The following is a 25958-nucleotide window of genomic DNA, read 5'->3' as shown; positions in this document are numbered from 1 at the left end:
ATGGCCGGTTTCTCCCTCGAACTGACCGAGGAACAAAAGGACTTGCGTGACTGGGTGCACGGCTTCGCGGCCGAGGTGGTGCGTCCGGCGGCGGCCGAGTGGGACGAGCGCGAGGAGACACCCTGGCCCGTCATCCAGGAGGCCGCCAAGATCGGCCTCTACGGATTCGAGTCCCTGGCCGATCTGTTCGGCGACCCCACCGGTATCTCCCTGCAGATCGCCAACGAGGAGCTGTTCTGGGGTGACGCCGGGATCGGCATGGCCCTGTTCGGCACCTCGCTCGCGGTCGCCGGGATCTTCTCGGCGGGCACGCCCGACCAGCTCGCCGAGTGGGTGCCGCAGTGCTTCGGCGACCAGGACGACCCGAAGGTCGCGGCGTTCTGTGTCTCCGAGCCGCAGGCGGGTTCGGATGTCTCGGCGATGCGCACGCGCGCGAAGTACGACGAGGCGAAGGACGAGTGGGTGCTCACCGGCCAGAAGGCCTGGATCACCAACGGCGGCATCGCGAACATCCATGTCGTGGTGGCCTCCGTCGACTCCTCACTCGGCGCGCGCGGCCAGGCCGCGTTCATCGTGCCGCCCGGCACCCCGGGCCTCGAAGGCGCCAAGAAGATCAAGAAGCTGGGTCTGCGCGCCTCGCACACCGCGGATGTCTTCCTCGACGACGTACGGGTGCCGGGGCACTGTCTGCTCGGCGGCAAGGAGAAGCTGGACGCCCGCCTGGCGCGCGCCCGCGAGGGCGGCACCGGCGCCAAGGGCCAGGCCGCGATGGCCACTTTCGAGGTGAGCAGGCCCACGGTCGGCGCCCAGGCGCTCGGGATCGCACGGGCCGCCTACGAGTACGCGCTCGACTACGCCGGGGACCGCGAGGCCTTCGGCCGTCCCATCATCGAGAACCAGTCCATCGCCTTCGCCCTGGCCGATCTGCGCACCGAGATCGAGGCGGTACGCCTGCTGATCTGGCAGGCCGCCTGGATGGCCCGCAACGACAAGACCTTCGACGCGGGCCAGGGCTCGATGTCGAAACTGCGGGCCGGTGAACTCGCGGTGGCGGCGAGCGAGAAGGCCGTCCAGGTGCTCGGCGGGGCCGGCTACAGCCGCGAGCACCCGGTGGAGCGGATGTACCGGGACGCGAAGATCTACACGATCTTCGAGGGCACCAGTGAGATCCAGCGTCTGGTGATCGCCCGTGCCATCTCGGGGCGGCAGATTCGCTGAGGCACGCGCCCTGTCACCCGTCGTGTACGTCGCCCGGGTTGCGGAAGTGTGATTCTTCCGCAACCCAAGTGACCGATCCCAAAGCCCCCTTCGCGCGTCACAGTCACAACTGACGGGCGAGCGGAGGGGGCCGAGATGGGGCACGAAGGGCTGAGGAAGCGGCGGATACGCCAAGGAGTGCTGGCGCTGACCGCCGCCACCGGCATACTCCTGACCGGCTGCACCGGCGGGGGCGGCACCCAGGCGTCGGACTCGTCCGCCAAGGGCCGCCCCGAAGGCGCGCTCCCGGCGCCCGCCGCGCCCGGCCAGCCGGGGAGCGGCAACGAGCAGGGCGGCGAGGGCGAGCAGAAGCCGGACGCCGCACGGGAGTTCGCGCCCCCGGACTACCTCTCCACCTTCGCCCTGGACGTCGACACCGCCTCGTACGGCTTCGCGCGCCGCACCCTGGAGGAGGGGCGGATGCCGGATCCGGCCACGGTGCGGCCCGAGGAGTTCGTCAACAGCTTCCGGCAGGACTATCCGCAGCCCGAGGGCGATGGCTTCTCGGTGACCGTGGACGGGGCGCGGGCCCCCGCAGAAGGCGCGAGCGAGGGTGAGGGCCAAGGCGAGGGCGCGGACCGGGTCGGCGGTGACTGGTCGCTGCTGCGGGTCGGGCTCGCCACCAAGGGCGCGCAGAACAGTGAACGCCCGCCCGCCGCCCTGACCTTCGTCATCGATGTCTCCGGGTCCATGTCCGAGCCGGGCCGGCTCGACCTGGTCAAGGAGTCGCTCGGCGTGATGACGAACCAGCTGCGCTCCGACGACTCGGTGGCGCTCGTGACGTTCAGCGACGAGGCCGAGACCGTGCTGCCCATGACCCGCCTCGGCGAGGACGCCGACCGCCGCCGCGTGCACGAGGCCATCGGCCGCCTTCACCCCACCGATTCCACCAATCTCGACGCGGGCATCCGCGCCGGCTACGACGAGGCGGTCGAGAGCCGCAGGCAGGGCGCCACCAACCGGGTCGTGCTGCTCTCCGACGCGCTCGCCAACACCGGTGAGACCAGCGCCGACGCGATCCTGGAGCGGATCTCCGGCGCCCGCCGCGAGCACGGCATCACCCTCTTCGGCGTCGGCGTGGGCAGTGAGTACGGCGACGCCCTGATGGAACGGCTCGCGGACAAGGGCGACGGGCACACCACGTATGTCTCCGACCCCGCCGAGGCCCGCAAGGTGTTCTGCGACGAGCTGCCCGCGCATATCGAGCTGCGGGCCCGTGACGCCAAGGCGCAGGTCGCCTTCGACCCGGACACGGTCGAGCAGTTCCGGCTCATCGGCTACGACAACCGGCAGGTCGCCGACGAGGACTTCCGCGACGACCGCGTGGACGGCGGCGAGGTCGGCCCCGGACACTCGGTGACCGCCCTGTATGCCGTACGCCTCAAGGAAGGCACCGGCGGGCATGCCGCCACGGCGACCGTGCGCTGGCTCGACCCGTCGACGCGCGCGCCGCGCGAGGAGTCACAGCGGATCGGGACGGAGGCCCTGGAGGGTGCGTGGGCCGGTGCGGACCGCGGGTTCCGGGTGACCACGGTCGCGGCGTACTTCGCCGACGCCCTGCGCTCCGGGGCCGGCCGGCACACGTACGAGCCGTGTGAGAGCTCTTCCCGCTGCGCGGAGGATCATCCCGAGCCGGCGTACGGGGGCGGGGTGGGCGGCTCCGGCGGCCTGCCGGGATCGATGTCGTGGCCCGAACTGTCCGGTCGTGCGCGCGAGTTGGCGGACACTTCCGACGACCAGGCGGTACGGGAGCTGGCGCGGGCGGTGCGGCAGGCGGCGGAGCTGCGGGGCTGAGAGGGCCGAGGGGCTGGCGGGGCTGAGGGCTGGGGGGGGCTGGCGGGGCTGGCGGGGCTGGCTACTGCCCCCCGCACAGCTCCCGCTCCGCCTCCACCGGGTCGTTCGGGAAGCGGAAGGCCGTGCGGGACCAGGCGCCGGTGAGGTTGTCGAGGAAGCGGGCGGGGGTGAGGGGGGCCGTGGTGGCGGTGCGGAGGTCGGTCAGGGGCGGGCACCGGAGGGCGTTGCGGGCCGCGGCGACCTTCAACGGGTCGGCACCCGGCGGGAGTTCGTCGGCGCCGCGGTCGGCGATGATCCACTCCACCGGCAGCTGCTTGTCGTGGCCGACGCGGCCGCCGTGCACCTGCTGCGAGTGGGCGGCCAGGGGGTAGGACAGGCCGATCGGGTCGAGGGCGGCGCCGGACAGCGGGATGGCGGTGCCGTTCAGGCCGAGGACGTTGTGGACGCCGGTGACGGTGGGGGCGCCCGCGGCCACCTTGGTGCGGCCGAGGAGCAGGCTCGCCGGTTCGGCGCCACGGGCCAGGAGTGCGTACGAGGCATGCCAGTTGGCGCCGGCGAAGGTGTGGCGCACGGGGTGCGGGTCGGCGTTCTGATGGACGTACACCCCGCGTTCGTCGGCGATGCCCTGCGGGCCGAGCCGCCCCTCGTAGGGGATGCGCAGCCAGCTCGCGCACACCAGGGCCCAGACGCCGACGCCCGCCACGGCGATCGTCCAGGCGCGGGTGGCGGGCACGAGGAAGACGGGCAGGAGCATCAGGAAGAGGCCGGGCAGCAGCATCCGGCCGTGCATGAAGTCGCCGCCCACCTTGATGACGTACACCCAGCACAGCAGGCCCGCGACGACCGGTGCGAGCGCGGGGACCAGCGGCGGCCGTGGCCCGTCCATGCGGGTGGGCAGCACCGCGGCGAGCACGAACAGGGCGGGCACCCACAGCAGATACGGGCCCGCGAAGTCACCGAGATAGGTGAAGCCGCGGGCCCACAGGCTCTGCGAGGCCTCCTTGGTGACACCGGGCAGCGGCACCAGATGGCCGTAGTAGCCGGCCCGGAAGATCTCATACGCGGCGGGCAGCGCGACGGCCGCGCCAAGGCCTGCGAGCGCGCTCCGCCGTGAGGGCCGCGCCATCAGCCACTGCGCACCGAGGAACACGGCGGAGACCAGGCCCAAGTCCGGCCGTACCAGCGGGCCGAGGCCGAGGACGACGGACGTCCAGGCGGAGGTGGGCGCGGTCACGAGGAGCAGCCAGGCGCCGGCCAGCCAGCAGGTGGCGAGCCCGGTCTCCAGGCCGGAGGTGGCGAAGTCCCAGACGGGCGGCAGCGCGAGCAGCACCAGACCGCCGAGGGGCAGCGCGGTCGAGGTGCCGTAGAGGCGGAGGCAGCCGAGTGCGGCGAGGGCGAACCCGGCGGCCGTGAGCAGCAGCCCGCCGTACACCGCGGCGCTCGCGATATCGGTGCCGGGCGCTCCGGCGGCGACGAGCAGCCACTGCCACAGGGTGCCGGTGGAGGACTCGGCGCGCTCGCCCGGATTGAAGACGGGCCCGTTGCCCGCGAGGATCTGGCGCACCGTGCGCACATAGATATGGCCGTCGTCGGACATCCAGCGGCGCTGGTAACCGGCGACCAGGATCACCACGGCGGGCAGGAGGCAGAGCAGCAACCGCCGTTGCCGTGGCCGGATCGTGCGCCGGGTCGGGCCGAAGTCCACGGAGGTGCGCTGGTACGTCGTTGCCATGCCTGCACACTGGCCCGCCCCGCGGCGGCGTCCGGTCGGGCCACACCGGACTGTGGGCCGAACGGACGACGTCGCAGGCGGAACCCCGGAGCCCCGAGAGCCCCGGAGCCCCGGAGCCCCGGAGCCTCAGCTCACGATGTCCTTGCGCGCGAACCCGCGGAACGCGAGGGCGATGAGCACCACCGCGTATGTCACCGAGACCGCCGTGCCCTGGATCATGCCGCCCCACTCGGGCGTGGGCTGCAGGGCGTCGATCCAGGCGAACTGCCAGTGCGCGGGCAGCACGTCGCGCCAGCCGCCCAGGGCCGTGACCGCGTCCAGGACGTTGCCGACGATGGTCAGGCCGACCGCACCGCCGACCGCGCCGAGCGGTGCGTCGGTCTTCGTGGAGAGCCAGAACGCCAGGCCCGCCGTGACCAGTTGGGACGCGAAGACATACGCCACCACGACCAGGAGCCGCCCGGCGGAGTCACCCGCGGGCAGCGCGCCGCCCGTCGGGAGTTCCAGCGGGCCCCAGCCATAGGCCGCCGTGCCCACGGCGAGCGCCACCAGGGGCATCAGGAGCATCGCCGCCGCGCTCAGGCCGAGCGCCACCGCGAGCTTGCTCCACAGCAGCCGGGCCCGGGGCACGGGCGCCGCGAGCAGATACCGCAGCGACGACCAGCTCGCCTCGGACGCCACCGTGTCGCCGCAGAACAACGCCACCGGGACCACCAGCAGGAAGCCCGCCGAGACGAACAGACAGGTCGCCGCGAAGTTCGCGCCCGACGCCGTCGCCGTCTGCATCAGCGTCGCGCCGCGCTCCGCGTTCGCCTCCGGGGTGCCGCCGATCGCGAAGGCCGCGACCAGGACGAGGGGCAGGACGGCCAGGACCGCGCCCATCACCATCGTGCGGCGGCGCTTGAGCTGGCGGATGAGCTCGACGCGCAGGGGCAGGGTGCGCCCGGCCCGATAGCCGGGAGCCGTGTCCGCTACGGCGCTCATGCCGTCCCTCCGATCAGGGTCAGGAAGGCGTCCTCGAGCCTTCGGTGCGGGCCCACGCCGGTGACCGGGACTTCGAGGCGGAGGAGTTCCGCGAGCAGTCCGGCGACCGAGGCCCCTTCAAGGCGTACGAGCACACCGCCCTCGGCGGGGGCGGCCGAGGCCACTCCCGCCAGGGAGTCGATCTTCTCGACCAGGGCTGCCTCCAGCTCCCTTTCGGTGCTCACGAGCAGCGTTTCGCCCGAGCCGACGATCTCGGCGACCGGACCCGCCTGTACGAGGCGCCCGCGGTCCATGACCACCAGGTGCGTACAGGACTGCTCGACCTCGGCCAGCAGATGGCTGGAGACGATGACCGTGCGCCCCTGGGCCGCGTACCGGATCAGGACCTCGCGCATCTCGCGGATCTGTGGCGGGTCGAGGCCGTTGGTGGGCTCGTCGAGGATCAGCAGATCCGGCAGGCCGAGCATGGCCTGGGCGATGGCGAGGCGCTGGCGCATGCCCTGGGAGTAGGTGCGCACGGCGCGGGCGAGCGCGTCGCCGAGGCCCGCGATCTCCAACGCCTCCTCGATATGGGCGTCTTCGGCGGGGCGGCCCGTCGCCTGCCAGTACAGCTCCAGGTTCTCGCGGCCGGAGAGATGCGGCAGGAAGCCCGCGCCCTCCACGAACGCGCCGACCCGGGACAGGACCGGGGCGCCCGGGCGGATGGCGTGCCCGAAGACCCGGATCTCGCCGCCGTCGGGGGTGATCAGGCCCATCAGCATGCGCAGCGTGGTGGTCTTGCCCGCGCCGTTGGGGCCGAGCAGACCGAGCACCTGGCCCTTCTCGACCCGGAAGGTGAGATCGCGGACCGCGTACCGCTCCGACTTCTTGGCGTACTTCTTGCTCAAGTCGCTGATCTGGAGCGGCACTTCCGCCAGTGCCGGGTCCGGCGCGGGCGGTGTCGTGCGGCGCCTGGCCGTCACGAGCAGCCCGGCCGCCACCGCGGCCGCGCCGAGCGGCAGCCACCACACCCAGGCGGGCAGCGCCGCGGACTCGGTCTTCAGCTCCGGCACCACGGGCACCTGCAGCTCGTCCTGGAGGGTCACGGTGTACTTGGCGGGCTCGGCCGGCGAGGCGTAGCCGAGGTCCGTGGAGGACACGGCGAGGCGCAGCCGGTGCCCGGCCCGTACCTCGTGGTCGATGGCGGGCAGGGTGAGTTCGACGTCCTTGCCCTTGTCGGCGCCCTCGACGCGCAGCGGCGTGACGAGCTGCGAGGGCAGGGTCTGCTGCCGGCCGTCGGGCCCGACGTCGTAGACCTTCGCGAAGAGCACCGCATCCTCGCTGTCCGACTTCACATGCACCTTGGCCGCGGGCGAGCCGGTGATCCGCAGATCCTGCTCAAGAGGCGCCGAGTCGAAGGCGGCGAACTGGCCGGGGAAGTCGACCGAGAGGCCGCCGAGGCCGAGCGAGGAGAGCTGGCTCATATTGCCGCCGAGGCCGGGCACCGTGGAGATCGCGGGCGGGCTCGAACCGGCCGGATTCTCGAAGGACTCGGTGCCGCCGCGCAGGGCGATACCGCGGCGGCCGCTGTCGAGTCCTGGGTACTCGGCGTCGGTGGCGCCGCGCAGCTGGGTGCGGCCGTCGGTGGAGTCGACGCCTCCGGTGCGGGTGACCCGGAAGGCGGGGCCGGTGTCCGTGGACTTGTCGTCCTTCAGATACCGGTCGAACCAGCTGCCCACGCGGTCCGCGATCCGGCCGACCTCCATGTTGCCGCCGTCGTGGCCGCCGGAGATCCAGTCGACGGCGACCGGAGCGCCGTTGTCGCCGATGGCCTTGGCCATCTCGTCGGCGTTGCTGAGCGGGAACAGCGAGTCGGTCTGGCCCTGCATGATCAGGGTCGGCACCTTGATCCGGTCGCCGACGGCCGAGGGGCTGCGGGCCTCAAGGAGCTTACGGGCCTTGTCGTCCGGCTTCCCGGCGACGGCGACGCGGTTGTACATCTCGCACAGCTGCGGCTCGAAGCGCTCACAGCCGCCGCCGGTGGACAGGAACATCCCGGCCCAGAGCTTCTTGAACACCCCGTTCGGGAACAGGGCGTCGGCGAGGTTCCAGTAGGTGATCTGCGGGGCGATGGCGTCCACGCGCTTGTCGTAGCCGGCGGCGAGCAGCGAGACCGCACCGCCGTAGGAGGCGCCGGTGACGCCCACGCGCGGGTCGCCGTCCGCGTCGAGGCGCACCTCGGGCCGCTTCGCGAGCCAGTCGATGAGCCGGGATGCGTCCGCGACCTCGGCCTTGGGGTCGTTGAGGCCGATCTTCCCGCCGGACTTGCCGAAGCCACGGGCGGACCAGGCGAGGACGGCATAGCCGTTCGCGGCGAGCTTCTCGGCCTGCGCCCGTACATCGTTCTTGCTGCCGCCGAAGCCGTGCCCGATGAGCACGGCAGGCCGCTTCTCGGATGCGCTGCCCGCGGTGTAGTACGAGGTGTCGATGCGCACCCCGCCCCCCATGGACAGCGCCTGGTCCTCGCGGTGCACGGCGGGCTCGTCGTCGGCGGCGACGGCCGTCCAGGTGCCGGCCCCGGCAAGCACGGCGACGGCGGCCACCGTCGCGAGCAGCCGCCGTCCGCGCAGTCGGGCCAGGAGACCGGGCCCTGACGTATCTCGGCGATTCATACGCTCAACCGTACGGGCGGTCTATTACGTCCGAAGCAACCGGCAGGGGGAACCTCACCACCTCCCCGGGGCGTACGGCGGGGGCCCGGCATACCGCGTCCGTGGTACGAACTCCTCATGCCACCCGAGCCGTCGCCCCACTCGATCCGGCGTGCCACCACGGTGGCCGAGCTGCTCGCGGCCGGCCCTCTCTTCGACTCTCCGGCCCGCGAGGAGTGGGCCCGCCGCTTCCTGGCCGCGCCCGGCCACCATCTGTTCCTCGCCCACGCCGACGGCGCCGCCGTGGGATTCATCACGGGCATCGAGATGCTGCATCCGGACAAAGGCGTCGAGATGTGTCTGTACGAACTCGGCGTCGCCGGTCCCTACCGCCGCCGCGGCATCGCGCGCGCCCTGATCTCGGAGCTCGTGACGCTCTCGAAGGAGCTCGGCTGCTACGACATGTGGGTCGGCGTGGACCTGGACAACGATGCGGCCCTTGCGGCGTACCGGTCGACGGGGGCCAGAGACGATGACGGGGGCGTCGGGTGCGCGATCCTCACCTGGGAGTTCCGCGCACCCGCCGGGTGACCGTCAGCGGCCTCGCACCGACCGTCAGTGGTTGCGCGGGAACCCGAGGTCCACGCCCGCCGGGGACTCCGACGGGTCGGGCCAGCGGGTCGTGACGACCTTGCCGCGGGTGTAGAAGTGCGTGCCGTCGTTGCCGTAGATGTGGTGGTCGCCGAAGAGCGAGTCCTTCCAGCCCCCGAAGGAGTGGTAGCCCACGGGCACCGGGATCGGCACGTTCACGCCGACCATGCCGGCCTCGACCTCCAGCTGGAAGCGACGGGCCGCGCCGCCGTCGCGGGTGAAGATCGCGGTGCCGTTGCCGTACGGCGAGGCGTTGATGAGCGCGATGCCCTCCTCGTAGGTCTCCGCGCGGAGCACGCACAGGACCGGGCCGAAGATCTCGTCCTGGTACGCGTCGGCCGTCACCGGGACGCGGTCGAGCAGGGACAGGCCGATCCAGTGGCCGTTCTCGTGGCCCTCCACCGTGTAACCGGTGCCGTCGAGGACGACCCCGCAGCCCTGCTCGGCGGCGCCCTTCACATACGACGCGACCTTGTCGCGGTGCGCGGCGGTGATCAGCGGGCCCATCTCGGACGCCGGGTCGTTGCCCGGACCGATCTTGATCTTCTCGGCGCGCTCGCGGATCTTCGCGACCAGCTCGTCACCGACCTCGCCCACCGCGACCACCGCGGAGATCGCCATACAGCGCTCACCGGCCGAGCCGTAGGCCGCCGACACCGCGGCGTCCGCGGCCGCGTCCAGGTCGGCGTCCGGAAGCACCAGCATGTGGTTCTTGGCGCCGCCGAGCGCCTGCACGCGCTTGCCGTTGGCGGAAGCGGTGGTGTGGATATGGCGGGCGATGGGGGTGGAGCCGACGAAGGAGACGGCCGCCACGTCCGGGTGCTCCAGGAGGCGGTCCACCGCCACCTTGTCGCCGTGGACGACATTGAAGACACCGTCCGGAAGACCCGCGTCCGCGAGCAGTTCGGCGATCTTGAGCGATGCCGACGGGTCCTTCTCGCTGGGCTTGAGCACAAAGGTGTTTCCGCACGCGATGGCGAGCGGGAACATCCACATCGGCACCATCGCCGGGAAGTTGAACGGCGTGATGCCCGCCACCACACCGAGCGGCTGCCGGATCGAGGCGACGTCCACACGGCTGGACACCGACGTCGACAGCTCGCCCTTGAGCTGCACGGTGATCCCGCAGGCCAGGTCGACGATCTCCAGACCGCGGGCCACCTCGCCGAGCGCGTCCGAGTGCACCTTGCCGTGCTCGGCGGTGATCAGCTCGGCGATGTCGTCACGGTGCGCGTCGAGCAGGGCGCGGAACTTGAAGAGGACCGAGGTGCGCTGCGCGAGCGACGACTGGCCCCAGGTCGCGTACGCCGCCTTGGCCGCGGCCACCGCCGCGTCCACCTCGTCGGCCGAGGCGAAGTCGACCCGGGTGGTGACGGCGCCGGTGGCCGGGTCGGTGACGGGACCCGAATTCCCCGACGTGCCCTCGACGCTCTTGCCGCCGATCCAGTGGTGAACGGTCTTCGTCATGGCGTACAGCTCCCTCGCGGTTCCTCACAGATGGCGGCGCGGCCCGGCCTCCCACGGCCGGGCCCGCCCGCTACAGGTGGCGGCGGCGTGCCCGTGCCTGCCTGTCGTACTCCTCACGGGCCTTGACCGCCGCCGGGCGGCTCGCGGTCTCGGCCACCGGAACATCCCACCACGCCTGTGCGGGTGGCACGCCGGACACTGTGTCTGCCGTTTCCGTCTCCACATAGACACATGTGGGAACGTCCGCCTGCCGTGCTTCGGAGAGCGCTTCGCGCAGGTCACGCACCGTTTTCGCACGCAGCACCCGCATCCCGAGCGAGGCCGCGTTGGCGGCGAGGTCGACGGGCAGCGGGTCCGCCGTGTACGTCCCGTCGGGTGCCCGGAAGCGGTAGGCGGTGCCGAACCGTTCGCCGCCCACGGACTCCGAGAGCCCGCCGATGGACGCGTACCCGTGGTTCTGCAGGATCACGACCTTGATCGCGATCCCTTCCTGTACGGCCGTGACGATCTCGGTGGGCATCATCAGATACGTGCCGTCGCCGACCAGGGCCCACACGTGCAGCCCCGGGTCGGCGAGCTTGACCCCGATCGCGGCCGGGATCTCGTAGCCCATGCAGGAGTAGCCGTACTCGACGTGGTACTGCTTCGGCGACTTCGCCCGCCACAGCTTGTGCAGATCGCCGGGGAGCGAACCGGCCGCGTTGATCAGTACGTCGTCGTCGCCGGTCAGTGCGTCGAGGGCGCCGAGCACCTGCGCCTGGGTGGGGCGAAGCAGCTCGTCCTCGGCGGTGAAGGCCGCGTCGACGCGGTGCTCCCAGCGCTCCTTGTCCTCGGTGTACTCGGTGACGTAGGACGCCTCGACGCGATGGCCCGCGAGCTCCTCGGTGAGCGCCTCAAGTGCCGCGCGGGCATCGGCGATCAGGGTCTGCCCGGCCATCTTGTGGCCGTCGGACGGGGCGATGTTGAGGTTGAGGAAGCGGACGCCGGGCGCGGCGAACAGGGTGCTCGACGCGGTGGTGAAGTCCGACCAGCGGGTGCCCGCACCGATCACCAGGTCGGCGGTGCGGCCCAGTTCACCGGCGGTCGCGGTGCCGGTGTGGCCGATGCCGCCGACGTCCGCGGGGTGGTCGAAGCGCAGCGAGCCCTTGCCCGCCTGGGTCGAGGCGACCGGAATGCCGGTGGCGTCCGCGAGGGTCCGCAGCGCGTCCTCGGCGGCGCTGTGGTGCACCCCGCCGCCGGCGACGATCAGCGGCCGGCGTGCCTGCCGCACCGCCTGTGCGGCGGCGGCGAGTTCACGGGGGTCGGGCGCCGGCCGCCGTACCGGCCAGATCCGCTGGGCGAAGAACTCCTCCGGCCAGTCAAAGCTTTCCGCCTGTACGTCCTGCGGCAGGGCGAGCGTGACGGCGCCGGTGTCCACCGGGTCGGTGAGCACCCGCATCGCCTGCAGCGCGGCCGGGATCAGCGCCTCGGCCCGGGCGATCCGGTCGAAGTAGCGGGAGACCGGGCGCAGACAGTCGTTCACGGACACATCGCCCGCGTACGGGACTTCGAGCTGCTGGAGCACGGGGTCCGCGGGCCGGGTCGCGAAGGTGTCGCCCGGCAGGAGCAGCACGGGCAGCCGGTTGACGGTCGCGAGCGCGGCGCCGGTGGTGAGGTTGGTGGCGCCGGGTCCGATGGACGTCGTGACGGCCTGGGTGGAGAGGCGGGTCCGCTGGCGGGCGTAACCGACGGCCGCGTGCACCATGGCCTGTTCGTTGCGGCCCTGGTGGTACGGCATGGAGTCGCCGTACTCGACGAGCGCCTGGCCGATACCGGCGACGTTGCCGTGCCCGAAGATGCCCCAGCAGGCATCGATCAGCCGGTGCCGGGTGCCGTCGCGCTCGGTGTACTGGGCGGCGAGAAAGCGGACGAGCGCCTGGGCGACGGTGAGCCGGGTCATCGGTATCCCTCCGGGTGCGCGACGGTGAGCGGGATCATCGGTACCCCTCCGGGTGCGCGACGGTGAGCGGGATCATCGGTACCCCTCCGGGGGCGCGACGGTGAGCGGGATCATCGGTACCCCTCCGCGTGCTCGGGGTGGAAGCGGATCTTCCAGTCGCGTTCGGCGCCCGGTCCCGCCATCACGTTCAGGTAGTACATGGTGTGCCCCGGCTGGGCGATGGACGGGCCGTGCCAGCCGTCGGGCACCAACACCGCGTCACCGCCGCGCACTTCGGCGAGCAGCTCGGTGCCGCCGGGGCGCGAGGGGGTGATCCGCTGATAGCCGAGGGCGTTCGGCCCTTCGATCTCGAAGTAGTAGATCTCCTCGAGCTCCGTCTCCTCGCCCGGCCGTTCCTCGTCGTGCTTGTGCGGCGGATACGACGACCAGTTGCCGCCGGGGGTGAGGACCTCGACGGCGATCAGGCGCTCGCACTCGAAGGCACCGGCGGCCGCGAAGTTGTGCACTTCGCGGGCGCAGTTGCCGCTGCCGCGCCGCTCGACGGGAACCTCCGGCGCGGGGCCGTAGCGGGCGGGGAGTCTGCGCTCGCACTTCGCTCCTGCCAGGGCGAAGCGGCCTCCCACGCCGGAGGCGATCTGTGCATGGGTGTCGCGTGGCACGTAGGCGAAGTCGCTCACCCCGCTGAACACGCTTTCCCTGCCGGTGAGTTCGATGAACACGCCGTCCGCGTGCACCGTACAGCCACCATTCAGCGGAAGCACGATCCACTCGCTGTCCCCGGTGGCGAGAGTGTGGCTGCCGCCGGCGCCGAGTTCGAGGACACGCAGGCTCGAATAGCCCCATCCGGCCCTCTTGGGATCGATGTCCAGGGCGTACGGACCGCTTGCCGCGGTGCCCGCCGGTACGTGCATCACGTCTCCCTCTCGGTGCGGTGCTCTCGGTGCGGTGCTCTCGGTGCGGTGCTCTCGGTGCTCTCGGTGCGGTGCTCTCGGTGCTCTCGGTGCTTCGGTGCCGTGCTCTCGGTGCCGTGCTCGCGGCGCCTCCCATGGTCACAAGGGCTCACTGAAGCAGCGATACCGCCGTGTCCACGGCCGCCGCCACGTCGTCGTCCGCCGGGTAGAGCAACGAACGTCCCACGACGAGCCCTTGGACCGTCGGCAGGCGGAGCGCCTTGCGCCATTTCTCGTACGTCTCGTCCGGGCGCCGCCCGTGCACATCACCGCCGAGGAGCACCGCGGGCAGCGTGGAGGCCTCCAGGGCGCGGGCCGTGCCGTCCGGGTCGTCGGCGACGGGGACCTTCAGCCAGGTGTACGCGGAGGTGCCGGCGAGCCCGGAGGCGATGGCGATCGCCGTGGCGACGGCCTCGGGACTCAGGTCGTTGCGCAGCTGTCCGTCCACCCGACGGGACAGGAACGGCTCGATGAACACGGGTAGTTGGGCCTCGGCCATCTCGTCGACAGCACGGGCGGCGGTGTGCAGGGTGGTGAGCGACGCCGGGTCGTCGTGGTCGATACGGAGCAGCAGCTTGCCCGCGTCGAAGCCGAGCCGCCGCAGATCACTGGCGCGGTACCCGGTGAAGCGGTCGTCGAGCTCGAAGACGGAACCGGCGAGGCCGCCACGGTTCATGGAGCCCATCACGACCTTGCCGTCGAGGGCGCCGAGCAGCAGCAGATCGTCCAGGACATCGGCGCTGGCGAGCACGCCGTCAACGCCGGGCCGTGACAGGGCGAGGCAGAGCCGCTCGAGCAGGTCGAGCCGGTTGGCCATGGCGTACCGCCGCTCCCCCACGCCGAGCGCACCGCGCGCCGGATGGTCGGCGGCCACGATCATCAGCCGTCCGCCGGGCCCGAGCAGCGGTCTGCGCGCCCGTGCCGCGGCCGCCTCGGCGACCGCCTCGGGGTGCCGGGCGCGGGTGCGGGCGAGGTCGGCGGGGTCGATCACCACGGGGGCCTTCATGCGCGGCCCTCCCGGACGACGGTGTCCACTTCACCCGGGTACGGCATCGCGGACGAACAGGCGAGCCGGGAGGCGACGAGGGCCCCGGCGGCGTTCGCGTACCGCATCGTCCGCTCCAACTCCCAGCCGCAGAGCAGTCCGTGGCACAGGGCGCCGCCGAACGCGTCCCCGGCGCCCAGGCCGTTGACGACGTCGACGGGCACCGGCGGGACCTCCGCGCTCGCACCGTCCCTGGTCATGGCGAGCACGCCCTTCGGGCCCTGCTTGACGACGGCGAGCTCGACGCCGGTGGCGAGCAGCGCGCGGGCGGCGGCACCCGGCTCGCGCTCCCCGGTGGCGACCTCGCACTCGTCGAGATTGCCGACGGCGACGGTGGCGTGGGCGAGGGCACGCTCGTAGAAGGCCCGCGCGGCAGCCGGGCCGCCCGCCCCCTCCGGCACGGACCCGTCCCCCGCCACCGTGACCCCGTCCTTCCAGAACATGGGCCGCCAGTCGAGGTCGAAGACGGTGGCGAGCCCGGACTTGGCGCGCGCCTCAAGGGCGGTGAAAGTGGCCGAGCGGCTGGGCTCCTCGCTGAGCCCGGTCCCGGTCGTCCAGAAGATCCGTGCCGTACGGATGGCGTCGAGGTCCAACTCATCGGCGTGGATCACGAGATCGGGCGCCTTGGGCTGCCGGTAGAAGTACAGCGGGAAGTCGTCGGGCGGGAAGATCTCGCAGAAGGTGACCGGTGTCGGCAGTCCCGCGACCGGTGTCACCCAGCGGTCGTCGACCCCGAACTCCCGCAGCGCCCGGTGCAGATACTCCCCGAAGGGATCCTCGCCGGTACGGGTGATCACAGCCGTGCGGCGGCCGAGCCGGGCGGCGGCGACGGCGACGTTGGCGGGCGAACCGCCGAGGAACTTCCCGAACGTCTCGACCTCGGCCAGCGACACCCCGCTCTGCAGCGGATATACGTCGACGCCGATCCTGCCCATGGTGATGACGTCGTACGGGTGGTTCGTCACCCTCGATGCCCCTTCCGTCGGCGCTGTCCCCAGGTCTAGCCCCGCCCCCGGAACCCTGTCAACATTTTGTCCTTACATTCGGACCATGCCTTGACACTGCTCTCGGGACGCCCTGAGGCTGGCACGCATGACGCTGTCGCGAATGTCGCGTATCCGGATCGGTTCGGCACCCGACTCCTGGGGTGTGTGGTTCCCCGACGATCCCCGCCAAGTCCCCTGGCAGCGCTTCCTCGACGAGGTCTCGCAGTCCGGCTACGAGTGGATCGAACTCGGCCCGTACGGCTATCTGCCCACCGATCCCGAGCTCCTGAGCGAGGAGACCGGGCGCCGTGGCCTCAAGGTCTCGGCGGGCACCGTCTTCACCGGCCTGCACCACGGCCCGGCCGTCTGGGACGAGACCTGGGCGCATGTCTCGCGCGTCGCCGAGCTGACCCGGGCCACGGGCGCCGAACACCTGGTCGTCATCCCCTCCTTCTGGCGCGACGACAAGACCGGCAAGGTGCTCGAGGACCGCGAACTCACCGCCGGACAATGGCGCCAACTCGCTTCCGGCACCGAAAGGCTGGGCCGTGAGATCCGTGAGCGGTACGGTCTGCGGATCGTTGTGCACCCGCACGCCGACACCCATATCGACACCGAGGAGAACGTCACACGTTTCCTCGACGCGACCGACCCCGACCTCGTGGCCCTGTGCCTGGACACCGGGCACTACGCCTACTGCGGCGGGGACAACGTCAAATTGATCGAGACGTACGGAGCACGCATCGGCTATCTGCACCTGAAACAGGTGGACCCCGAGATCCTCGCGGAGGTCCGGGCCGAGGAAATCCCCTTCGGGCCGGCCGTGGCCCGCGGGGTGATGTGCGAGCCGCCCGCAGGGGAGCCCGCGCTCGAGCCGGTACTGGATGCGGCGCAGCAGCTCGGCGTCGAGCTGTTCGCCATCGTGGAACAGGACATGTATCCGTGCCCACCCGACCAGCCACTGCCGATCGCCCGCCGCACCCGGGCCTATCTACGGAGCTGCGGAGCGTAATCCCTTACGGTGCGCGCGCCGCGTACCGCGGTTCAGCGCCGCACCGCTTATCGCCCTGCGGGCTCGTCCTCGAACTCCCCCAGCCACCTCCCCCAGCCACCTCTGGGGGTACCCCCAGAGGTGCCCCCAGGACGGGCTGGTTCTGCCGCCCCGCGGTCACGAGCTGGCGGGTCCGGGCCGGCTCGGGGCGGCGGTGGTCGAGATGAGTCCCGTCGCCGCCATGCGGTGTCCCGCCGGGACCTGGGAGCGGGCGCTCGGGGTTCCGCATCCTCGGCTGCGGCCCGGTGTGATCGGGTATCGCGGGTTCCGGCTCGCCCTCGGGGCTCCGCGCCGCAGACTGGAGGCTCCGGTCGGTGCGGTGACGCTGCTGCTCGGCTTCGAGTACTCGCTACGGGTGCACCGCGCGGGCCGGCCCTCCGTGGTCCGGACCTCATCGATCTCGGGACTGCACACCGCCCCGGTGCTCGGCGAACACGACGGCCGTCTCTCCGGGATCGAGGTCCTGATCGCCCCCTGGGCCTCCTTCACCCTCTTCGGCATCTCCCAGCACGAACTCGCCGACCAGGTCGCCGACCCGGACGACGCCCTGCCGCACGGCCTGGGCGCACCGGCCGGGCGCCGGCTGTGGGGCAATGTGTCCGATCTCGCCGCCGCCCTCGCCACCCTGCCCACCTGGACCGCCCGCTTCAGCCTGCTCGACGAGGTACTACTGCGCTGGGCCGAGGCCGGAACTCCCTGCTCCGCGCGCACCGTCCGCGCCTGGTCGGAACTCGTCCGCACCCACGGCTCCCTGCCCGTACGCCGGCTCGCCGACGAAGTGGGCTGGAGCGTGCGCCAGTTGGAGTCCAGGTTCCGCGAACAGATCGGTCTCAGCCCCAAGGCCGCGGCCCGCGTCCTGCGTCTGCAGCGTGCCCGGCGCCTCCTCGCCGCGGGGCTCACCCAGGCCGAGACCGCGGCGGCCTGCGGCTTCTACGACCAGTCGCATCTCAGCGGTGAGTTCCGCGCGATGACCGGCTGCACGCCCGGCGAGTTCACGGCGGCCCGACGCGCGGCCCAGAGCCTCAAGGCGCGCGCCCACGGCGGCCCGCCGGGCCCCGACCGGCTCGCCGGTGAGGCCACCAGCCTGGTGCTTCCGCCCGGCGGTGGTGCGCCTTTCTCCAAGACCGTCCGGCTGCACTGAGGGCACCCTGGTCGTCCGGCCCTGCGGCCGGACGACGCGGGGATGCGGAATGCAGCGGGGATCTCGGTGGTCCGGGCCCTGCCGGTCAGGACCCGGCCCACCGCGCGCGACCGCCGCCTGCATGAACTCACTCCTTTCGTCCCCGGTTTCCCGGCCTGCTGGCCACCCAGGCACGGACGGTGTCCGCGTACCAGTACGGCTTGCCGCCTTCCACGTGATCGGGTGGGGGAAGCAGCCCGTGCTTGCGGTAGGAGCGCACGGTGTCCGGCTGGACGCGGATGTGTGCGGCGATCTCCTTGTACGACCAGAGCCTTCGGTCGGTCATCAGTGGCACCTCCCTGTACGCGCCGCAGCGGCGGCCCGGGGGAGCCGTCGGGGGAGCTGGGCGCGGACGTCCGGCATTCACTCAGCCTGTGTCCGGTGAACGACCCCAAGAGATCGGGGAGAGGGCCTGTTGATCGAGTGTGACGGGAAACCCGCGTGAGTGAGACATGTGTGACGGAAGTCGGACTTTGGTTACGTCCGTGACGCATGGGAGACGGTGCAGGTACTTGCCCTGTGCGCGCAGGGCGGTCCCGGCCCGCCGCACGCGTGGCGGCACCAACCCCCTTGCCAGGGGCGGCGGCACCAACCCCCTTGCCAGGGGCGGCGGCACCAACCCCCTTGCCAGGGGCGGCGGCACCGCCCCCCCCCCCCCCCCCCCCCCCCCCCGCGGGGCGGCGGTGCAGCCCTGTCCGGCACCGTCGCCCAGCGCACCGGCCCGCCAACCCCGCTAACCCCCGGTCACCAGCTTGTCCCGGTCCGGCCGGCCGCGCTCTCCCGGGCGCCCGTCGCCTCCGCTCTCCCCCGCCGTCCCCTGCGGCCCGTCGCCTCCGGGTTCGCCGCCCGCCCCGGGGCCGCCGCTCTCCGCTCCCCCGTCCGACTCGCTGATCCCGAACCGGTCGTGCAGGGCGCGCAGCGGCCGCGGGGCCCACCAGGTCCAGCGCCCGGTCAGCTTCAGGACGGCGGGCACCAGGAGGCTGCGCACCACCATGGCGTCCATCAGCACCGCGAGCGCGATCCCCAGGCCCAGCATCTTGGTGTTGGTGACCCGTGAGGTGCCGATGGCGACCATCACCACCGCCAGGATGACCGCGGCAGCGGTGATCAGGCCTCCGGTGTGCCGCAGACCGAACCGGACCGCGTGCTCGTGGTCGCCCGTGCGGTCGTACTCCTCCTTGATCCGGGAGAGCAGGAACACGCCGTAGTCCATGGAGAGTCCGAAGGCGACGCAGAACATCAGGACCGGCAGGGTCGTCTCTATGTCTCCGGTCGGCAGGAAGCCCAGGGCGCCGGAGAGATGGCCGTCCTGGAAGACCCAGACCACCGCCCCGAACATCGCAGTCAGGCTCAGGGCGTTGAGCACCACCGCCTGGATCGGGATGAGCACGCTGCCGGTGAGCAGGAAGACCAGGACCAGGGTGACGATCACGATGATCGCCAGGGCCCAGGGAAGGCGGTCAGCGATCGCCGCCTTGGAATCCTCGAGGACCGCGGCACGTCCGGTCACCGAGGTGTCGAACGGCGCGGGTTCGGCGCGCAGTTCATGCACCAGGCGCTGAGCGCCCTCACCCACGGCCTCCCCCTCGGGCAGCACCGTGAAGTACCCGGTCGAGCCCGACGTCACGGGGCCGTCGACGCGCAGCACTCCCGGCAGTCCGGCTATGCGCGCACGGTAGTCGGCGTACTGCGCTCGGGTCGCCGTGCCCTCGGTGAGCACTTCGATGCCGCCGTCAGGGCTGCCGGGGAAGCCGTCCCGGATGTGCTGCTGCACCACATGGGACTCGGCGGTGGAGGGCAGCTGACGGTCGTCCGGAGTGCCGAACTTCACGTCCAGGAACGGCAGTCCGAGCACGACGAGTCCGGCGGCCGTGGCCAGCGCGAAGACCGGTGCCCTGCGCATCACCAGGCCCGCGGTACGCGCCCACCCCGCGCCGGGCTCCTTGCCACGGGCGGAGTCCGCGCCCCCGCCGCGCCCCCAGAGCCTGCGCAGATCGAGGGAGTTGACCCGCTCGCCGAGCAGCATCAGGGCGGCCGGCAGGAGGATCAGGGCGGCGGCCGCGGCGAGCAGCACCACGGCGATGCCCGCGTAGGCGAAGGAGCGCAGGAAGTACTGCGGGAAGAGCATCATCGCCGCGAGCGAGACGGCCACGGTGAGCGCCGAGAAGAGCACGGTGCGCCCGGCGGTGCGCAGCGTGGTGCCGATCGCGGCCCGCACCTCGGCGCCCGCCGCGAGCTCTTCGCGGTATCTGCGGACGATGAACAAGGCGTAGTCGATGGCGAGTCCGAGGCCGAGGGCCGTGGTGAGGTTCTGTGCGAAGACCGAGACATCGGTGACTTCGGTGATGCCGCGCAGGACGGCGTTGGTCCCGAGGATCGCGACGATGCCGACGCCGAGCGGCAGCAGGGCCGCGACCGCGCTGCCGAAGACCATCACCAGGAGCACCAGGGTCACCGGCAGGGCGATCAACTCCGCCCGCAGCAGGTCCTCCTGGATAATGGTGGTCATCTCGTGCTGCACCGCGACGGGGCCGCCGATGGAGACCCGCACCGGGCCGTGCGCACCGCGGAAGTCGGGCGCCAGCCGCTCCAGGGTCCCGGCCGCAGTCTTCTCGTCTCCTTCGATGCGTGCGGCTATCAGCGCCTGGCGGCCGTCCTCGGCGCGCAGGGCCGGTGATCTGCCCGTCCAGTAGGAACCGACTCCCGTGACGCCCTGCTCGGCGGCGAGCCGCTTCGCCAGGCGCCCGGCCTCGGCGGCGACCGCCGGGTCGTCCACGCCCGCCCGGCCGCTGTCGACGAGCAGCAGCAGATTGGGCTGCGAGGCGGGGAACTCCCGCTCCAGCGCCTTCGTCGCGTACGTCGACTCGGCCGCCGGGTCCTCCCAGCCGCCGCTGCCCATCCGGTCGGCGACACCGCCGCCCGCGAACACGGCGAGCGCGGTGATCAGCAGCGCGAGCAGGAGCGAGAGCCTCGGCCTCGCCGTGACGAACCGGGTCCATCCCCCCACGGGAGGCGGGTTGTTGTCTGCGGACATGATGCGGTGTCCCCTTCACCGTGACCCGTACGTCCGTGCAGGCTGAGCAGGCAGCACAAGTCGCCCATTGCCATAGACTGGCAAACACGAGCACCCGCTCGCGTTTCTCAAGAATGCGAGCGATCACTCGCGTTTGTCAATCGCGCCATGATGCCTGTGGACAACCGGTCATGAGGTCATGGATCAGCAGGAGAAGCAGATGCCGGACGAGAAGCCCGCCGAGCAGCCGACGCACCACGCCCCGGAGCAGAGCCCCGAGGGCGCCGGACAGCCGCGCCCGCGCCGCCGCCAGGCCCGCGGCGAGCGCCGGATCGCGCAGCTCCTGGAGGCCGCCGCGACCGTCTTCGGCGAGAGCGGCTACAGCTCGGCGAGCACCAACGCCATCGCCCGCACGGCCGGCGTCTCACCGGGCACGCTCTACCAGTTCTTCCCGAACAAGGAGGCCATCGCCGTCGAACTCGGCGAGCGCATGCTGCACCAGATGCGCGATGCCTACGGCGAGGCCTTCACCCCGGCCAACATCGCGCTCCCGCTGCCCGAGATGCTGGACGCCATCGTCGACCGCTTCGTGGCGTTCAACTGCCGGAACCCGGCGTTCATGGCGCTGATGCACGGCTCCGACGTCCCCGGCAGGATCACCGAGGAGCACGACGCCCTGCACGCCTCCCTCGTCTCACGGATCCAGGACCTGCTCGCCTTCTACCTCCCCGACGCCCCGCCCGGCGAGCACGCCCGCATCGCGGATCTGTCCTACGCCATCTTCAAGGGCGGCCTCGAACTGGTCCTGGCCCACGAGGGCCCCGACCAGGAGGCCTACATCAAGGAGACGAAGCAGGCCCTGCTGCGCTACCTGGAGCCGGTCATCGGCGACAAGACCCTCGACCCGCAGCGCGCCGCGACGCCCCCGCCGACCGCTCCCCTGTAACAGGCCCGCCGCAGCGGACCCCTGCAACGGGCTTCCGTGACGGCCGTTCGCAGCAGCCGTCAGCAGCGGGCCCCCGAGCCTCGCCCGGCCGCCTGCCATAAACTCCGGACAAACATGACTAATCCGGAGGGATTCGCCGTGGCCTCGCACCGCCCCGCCCCGTCCGCCCCGCCGCCCCCACCCCTGGGCCACGCCGACCTGCAGATCAGCCCCGGCCTGTGGAAACGCTGTCTATGGGCCGGCCTCGCGCTGTGGGTGCTGACCGCGATCGTCACGTACACCACCCAGAACAGCACGCTGCTGCCGACCCTGATCATGCTCGGCAGCTTCCTCGTCCCGGCCGTCTTCGTGCTGTGGGCGTACGAGCGGCACGGCGCCGACCTGGGAGTCGGCCTGATCCTCGGCTGCTTCCTGACCGGCGGCATCCTCGGCGTACTCGGCGCCTCGGTGATGGAGTACTACCTCCTCAACCCCTCGCTGTGGATGTTCGTGGGCGTCGGACTGATCGAGGAAGCGGTGAAACTCGCCGCTCTCATGTGGGTACTTCGGCGCCGCCCGCATGTGCGCGGCCTGCGCGCCGGGCTCGTTCTCGGCGCCTCGGTGGGCTTCGGTTTCGCCGCCTTCGAGAGTGCCGGTTACGCGTTCAACGCCGCCGTCACCATGAAGGGCATCGACCTGCGCGCCCTGCTGCAGACCGAGATCCTGCGGGGCGTGCTCGCTCCGTTCGGACACGGCCTGTGGACCGCCATCGCCGGCGCCGTACTGCTCGCGTACCGCCGCGAGAACGGCCGCTTCCGTTTCGCCGGGCCCGTCATCGGTACCTACGTCGGCGTGGCCGCGCTGCACGCCCTGTGGGACTCGATGCACGGCATCGCGATCTGGCTCGTGGCCCGCATCACCACCAGCGATCTGGAGCGCTCACTGTTCGCCCAGGGATATCTGCCGCAACCCACTGACGAGCAGAAACATCTCTTCACGCTGTTCTCGGTGGGCGGGCTCGTCGTCATCTCGCTGGCCGCCCTCGCATGGGCGCGCACACTGTCGCGTCGCGACCCCACTTGGAGAAGTACCCCCTAGGGGTATACAGTCGTAAGTGTCAGGAGGGGCCGGAAGGCTCGACTTCCTCCTGCGCCGCGGCCCGACGATACGCCGCCTGCGGCCGCGTGCCCGACCAGACTCCCTCGACGAGGAGAACGACATGACCGCCCAGACCGAGACCCCGCAGACCGGCTCCTGCTGCTCCCCCTCCGGCTCCTGCCACAGCGGCGGCGCCGAGGCGCAGCAGGGCACCGTCACCACCGTCTACCAGGTCAGCGGAATGACCTGCGGTCACTGCGAAGGCGCCATCTCCAGCGAGATCTCCGAGCTGCCCGGCGTCACTTCCGTCAAGGCCGTCGCCGCCACCGGCCAGGTCACGGTGGTCTCCGAGACGGAGCTCGACGAAGCCGCGGTGCGCGCCGCCGTGGACGAGGCGGGCTACGAGCTCACCGGCCGCGCCTGAGCGCGCCATTCCGTCACGCCGGGGCGTGCGGGGCCGTCCCTCCGGGGACCCGGCACCGCACGCCCCGCACCCCGTGCGGCCCTCCGCATCCGTCCACGACTCGCACCGGGCCCCCGCAGCGCCTGCGGCCCCGCGGAAAGAACTCCCATGACGCACACGGCCACCGAGCACCCGATACCGGCCGACATGCGCTCCCAGGTCGAGCTCGCCATCGGCGGGATGACCTGCGCGTCCTGCTCGGCCCGTATCGAGCGCAAGCTCAACCGCCTGGAGGGCGTGACCGCTTCGGTCAATCTCGCCACTGAGAAGGCGAAGATCTCCTACGCCGAAGGGGTCGAGGTCCAGGGCCTGATCGCGACAGTCGAGAAACTCGGCTACTCCGCCCAGGAGATCCTTCCGCCGCCGCCCGAGCCGGCGGACTCCGAGACCGCCGCGGACACCCCTCCGGCGTATGACGAGGAGACCCGCGCCCTGCGCGGCCGCCTGCTCGTCTCCGCCGTACTCGCCCTGCCCGTGGTCCTGATGGCGATGGTCCCGGCCCTGCAGTTCGACAACTGGCAGTGGCTCTCGCTCACCCTCGCCGCCCCCGTCGTCGTCTGGGGCGGTCTGCCCTTCCACCGTGCCGCGTGGACCAACGCCCGGCACGCGGCCGCCACCATGGACACCCTCGTCTCGGTCGGCACCCTCGCCGCCTTCGGCTGGTCGCTGTGGGCGCTGTTCTTCGGGGACGCCGGCATGCCGGGCATGCGGCACGGCTTCGACTTCACGGTCTCCCGCGCCGACGGCGGTTCCACGATCTATCTGGAGGTGGCCGCGGGCGTCATCACCTTCATCCTGCTCGGCCGCTATCTGGAGGCCCGCTCCAAGCGGAGGGCGGGCGCGGCCCTGCGCGCGCTGCTCGAACTCGGCGCCAGAGACGTCGCGGTTCTCGACGACGGTACGGAAGTACGCGTTCCGGTCGAGCGGCTGAAGACCGGCGACCGTTTCGTCGTACGTCCCGGAGAGAAGATCGCCACCGACGGCACCGTCGTCGAGGGCGCCTCCGCCGTCGATGTCTCCATGCTCACCGGTGAGTCGGTGCCGGTCGACGTGACCGTGGGCGACCCGGTCACCGGCGCCACCGTGAACTCCGCCGGGCGACTGGTCGTCGAGGCCACCCGGGTCGGCACCGACACCCAACTCGCCCGGATGGCGCGCCTGGTCGAGGACGCGCAGAGCGGCAAGGCCGAGGTGCAGCGGCTCGCCGACCGGATCTCCGCGGTGTTCGTGCCGGTGGTCCTGCTCATCGCGGCCGGCACGCTCGGCGCCTGGCTGGGGATCACCGGCGACGCGAGCGCCGCCTTCACCGCCGCCGTGGCGGTGCTGATCATCGCCTGCCCGTGCGCCCTCGGCCTGGCCACGCCCACCGCGCTCATGGTCGGCACCGGCCGCGGCGCCCAGCTCGGCATCCTCATCAAGGGCCCCGAAGTCCTGGAGTCGACGCGCCGCGTGGACACGGTCGTCCTGGACAAGACGGGGACGGTCACCACCGGACGTATGGAGCTCCAGGACGTGTACGTCGCCGACGGCGACGACGAGGAGCAGCTCCTGCGCCTGGCGGGCACCGTCGAGCACGCCTCCGAACACCCCGTCGCGCGGGCCGTCGCGGAGGGCGCGGCCGCACGGACCGGCGGCCCGCTGCCCGCGCCGGAGGCCTTCGAGAACGTCGCCGGACTCGGCGTCCGCGGCACCGTCGAGGGGCGGACCGTCCTGGTGGGCCGGGTACGGCTGCTCGCGGACGCGGGGATCACGTTCCCCGGCGAACTGGCCGACGCCATGGCCGAGGCCGAGGAGCGGGGACGTACCGCCGTGGCGGTCGCCTGGGACGGGACGGCCCGCGGTGTCCTAGCCGTCGCCGACGCGGTCAAGGAGTCCAGCGCGGAGGCCGTACGCGAGCTGCGCGCCCTCGGTCTGACCCCGGTCCTGCTGACCGGCGACAACCGGGCGGTCGCGGAGGCGGTCGCGGCAGAGGTCGGTATCGACGAGGTGCACGCCGAGGTGCTGCCGCAGGACAAGGTGGCCGTTGTCGAGGAGTTGCAGCGCCGGGGCCGGGCGGTCGCGATGGTGGGCGACGGCGTCAATGACGCGGCCGCACTCGCCACCGCCGACCTGGGTCTTTCCATGGGCACCGGCACGGACGCGGCGATCGAGGCCGGCGATCTCACCCTGGTCCGCGGCGACCTGAGGGTGGCGGCGGACGCGATCCGTCTCTCCCGCAGGACGCTTGCCACCATCAAGGGCAATCTGTTCTGGGCCTTCGGCTACAACGTGGCGGCGCTGCCGCTCGCGGCGGCCGGTCTGCTCAACCCGATGATCGCCGGCGCCGCCATGGCCTTCTCGTCGGTGTTCGTCGTGACGAACAGCCTGCGACTGAAAAGGTTCAACTAGGCCCGACTTCTACCCCACTCGGACCTTCACGTGCTCGCCACAACTCCCTTACTCTTAGGCCCCGATCACCATTTCGGGGCCCTTGTACATGTACGGGACATATGCAAGAGACGTAGATCACAGAGATCTGGACGTAACCATTTGGGGGGCTCGCAGGTCTAAGAGTGCGATGGCCAGAACGTCTTGGGGGGCGTTTCGGTCATCAGGGGACGTCTTGGGGGACGTTCCCGGTGGAGATGTCCTGGGGGATGTCTCCTGCAGAGGTAGCCCCACGCTCTTTGAAGCAGTGGGGAGCGTTGGCCGGGGCACGTGCACCGGGGAGCTTTGAGCGGCCCTCCCGTACGTACGCGTCCCGGCAGATCGCAGCACGTGCCCAGCGCGCGTGCCCACAGACGCCCGGCCGGA

General features: G+C 71.7%; 19 protein-coding genes. 9 read left to right on the top strand and 10 right to left on the bottom strand.

Going from position 1 to position 25958, the window contains the following annotated elements:
- Both ACFQVC_RS14595 and ACFQVC_RS14590 read left to right on the top strand, forming a co-directional pair.
- Positions 1-1218, top strand: coding sequence for an acyl-CoA dehydrogenase family protein (locus ACFQVC_RS14595; RefSeq protein WP_381830808.1), 1218 nt, complete (start codon positions 1-3; stop codon positions 1216-1218).
- A 135-nt stretch (positions 1219-1353) separates the two neighbouring features.
- Entirely contained in the window at positions 1354-3051 is a 1698-nt protein-coding gene (locus ACFQVC_RS14590) for a vWA domain-containing protein (RefSeq protein ID WP_381830807.1), read from the top strand.
- 61 nt (positions 3052-3112) lie between these two features.
- Here the strand turns inward: ACFQVC_RS14590 and ACFQVC_RS14585 are convergent, their stop codons facing one another.
- From ACFQVC_RS14585 to ACFQVC_RS14575, 3 genes are all read right to left on the bottom strand, one after another.
- Complete coding sequence (locus ACFQVC_RS14585) at positions 3113-4783, bottom strand: arabinofuranosyltransferase AftB family protein (protein WP_381830806.1); 1671 nt, start codon at positions 4781-4783, stop codon at positions 3113-3115.
- A gap of 126 nt (positions 4784-4909) precedes the next feature.
- On the bottom strand, positions 4910-5767 hold the full coding sequence (locus tag ACFQVC_RS14580; protein ID WP_381830805.1) for an ABC transporter permease: 858 nt from the start codon (positions 5765-5767) through the stop codon (positions 4910-4912).
- Positions 5764-8418: an alpha/beta fold hydrolase gene (locus ACFQVC_RS14575; protein ID WP_381830804.1), complete on the bottom strand. Its 2655-nt coding sequence runs from the start codon at positions 8416-8418 to the stop codon at positions 5764-5766. Before ACFQVC_RS14575 ends, ACFQVC_RS14580 begins: the two co-directional genes overlap by 4 nt.
- A gap of 117 nt (positions 8419-8535) precedes the next feature.
- On the opposite strand from ACFQVC_RS14575, the gene ACFQVC_RS14570 reads away from it, so the two are divergent.
- Positions 8536-8988 (top strand): GNAT family N-acetyltransferase, encoded by a 453-nt coding sequence (locus ACFQVC_RS14570; RefSeq protein ID WP_381830803.1) that lies wholly within the window; start codon positions 8536-8538, stop codon positions 8986-8988.
- Between the two features lie 24 nt (positions 8989-9012).
- Here the strand turns inward: ACFQVC_RS14570 and mmsA are convergent, their stop codons facing one another.
- The 5 genes from mmsA to iolC form a co-directional block, all read right to left on the bottom strand.
- Entirely contained in the window at positions 9013-10515 is a 1503-nt protein-coding gene (mmsA, locus tag ACFQVC_RS14565) for a CoA-acylating methylmalonate-semialdehyde dehydrogenase (protein WP_381830802.1), read from the bottom strand.
- Between the two features lie 70 nt (positions 10516-10585).
- On the bottom strand, positions 10586-12454 hold the full coding sequence (gene iolD, locus ACFQVC_RS14560; RefSeq protein WP_381830801.1) for a 3D-(3,5/4)-trihydroxycyclohexane-1,2-dione acylhydrolase (decyclizing): 1869 nt from the start codon (positions 12452-12454) through the stop codon (positions 10586-10588).
- Positions 12455-12564: 110 nt separating this feature from the next.
- On the bottom strand, positions 12565-13365 hold the full coding sequence (iolB, locus tag ACFQVC_RS14555) for a 5-deoxy-glucuronate isomerase (RefSeq protein WP_381830800.1): 801 nt from the start codon (positions 13363-13365) through the stop codon (positions 12565-12567).
- A 148-nt stretch (positions 13366-13513) separates the two neighbouring features.
- Positions 13514-14410, bottom strand: a complete 897-nt coding sequence (locus ACFQVC_RS14550; protein ID WP_381830799.1) for a Cgl0159 family (beta/alpha)8-fold protein — start codon at positions 14408-14410, stop codon at positions 13514-13516.
- Complete coding sequence (iolC, locus tag ACFQVC_RS14545; protein WP_465270593.1) at positions 14407-15414, bottom strand: 5-dehydro-2-deoxygluconokinase; 1008 nt, start codon at positions 15412-15414, stop codon at positions 14407-14409. Before iolC ends, ACFQVC_RS14550 begins: the two co-directional genes overlap by 4 nt.
- Before the next feature lie 127 nt (positions 15415-15541).
- Between iolC and ACFQVC_RS14540 the strand changes: the two genes are divergently transcribed.
- Positions 15542-16447: a sugar phosphate isomerase/epimerase family protein gene (locus ACFQVC_RS14540; RefSeq protein ID WP_381830798.1), complete on the top strand. Its 906-nt coding sequence runs from the start codon at positions 15542-15544 to the stop codon at positions 16445-16447.
- A 202-nt stretch (positions 16448-16649) separates the two neighbouring features.
- Positions 16650-17627 carry a helix-turn-helix domain-containing protein gene (locus ACFQVC_RS14535; RefSeq protein ID WP_381830797.1) on the top strand — a complete coding sequence of 326 codons (978 nt, stop codon included), beginning with the start codon at positions 16650-16652 and terminating at the stop codon, positions 17625-17627.
- 127 nt (positions 17628-17754) lie between these two features.
- On the opposite strand, the gene ACFQVC_RS14530 is transcribed toward ACFQVC_RS14535, so the two are convergent.
- Complete coding sequence (locus tag ACFQVC_RS14530; RefSeq protein ID WP_381830796.1) at positions 17755-17952, bottom strand: helix-turn-helix transcriptional regulator; 198 nt, start codon at positions 17950-17952, stop codon at positions 17755-17757.
- A 447-nt stretch (positions 17953-18399) separates the two neighbouring features.
- Complete coding sequence (locus ACFQVC_RS14525) at positions 18400-20700, bottom strand: MMPL family transporter (RefSeq protein WP_381830795.1); 2301 nt, start codon at positions 20698-20700, stop codon at positions 18400-18402.
- A gap of 178 nt (positions 20701-20878) precedes the next feature.
- Here ACFQVC_RS14525 and ACFQVC_RS14520 point away from each other — a divergent pair, with 178 nt between their 5' ends.
- The 4 genes from ACFQVC_RS14520 (at position 20879) to ACFQVC_RS14505 (ending at position 25553) form a co-directional block, all read left to right on the top strand.
- Positions 20879-21625: a TetR/AcrR family transcriptional regulator gene (locus ACFQVC_RS14520; protein ID WP_381830794.1), complete on the top strand. Its 747-nt coding sequence runs from the start codon at positions 20879-20881 to the stop codon at positions 21623-21625.
- 114 nt (positions 21626-21739) lie between these two features.
- Complete coding sequence (locus ACFQVC_RS14515; RefSeq protein WP_381830793.1) at positions 21740-22702, top strand: PrsW family intramembrane metalloprotease; 963 nt, start codon at positions 21740-21742, stop codon at positions 22700-22702.
- A gap of 121 nt (positions 22703-22823) precedes the next feature.
- Positions 22824-23126, top strand: coding sequence for a heavy-metal-associated domain-containing protein (locus tag ACFQVC_RS14510; RefSeq protein ID WP_381830792.1), 303 nt, complete (start codon positions 22824-22826; stop codon positions 23124-23126).
- A 147-nt stretch (positions 23127-23273) separates the two neighbouring features.
- Entirely contained in the window at positions 23274-25553 is a 2280-nt protein-coding gene (locus tag ACFQVC_RS14505; RefSeq protein WP_381830791.1) for a heavy metal translocating P-type ATPase, read from the top strand.
- Positions 25554-25958: the final 405 nt, after the last annotated feature.

The organism is Streptomyces monticola (genome assembly GCF_042665355.1).
Lineage (GTDB): Bacteria > Actinomycetota > Actinomycetes > Streptomycetales > Streptomycetaceae > Streptomyces > Streptomyces monticola.
This window is presented reverse-complemented; position numbering and strand designations above follow the sequence as displayed.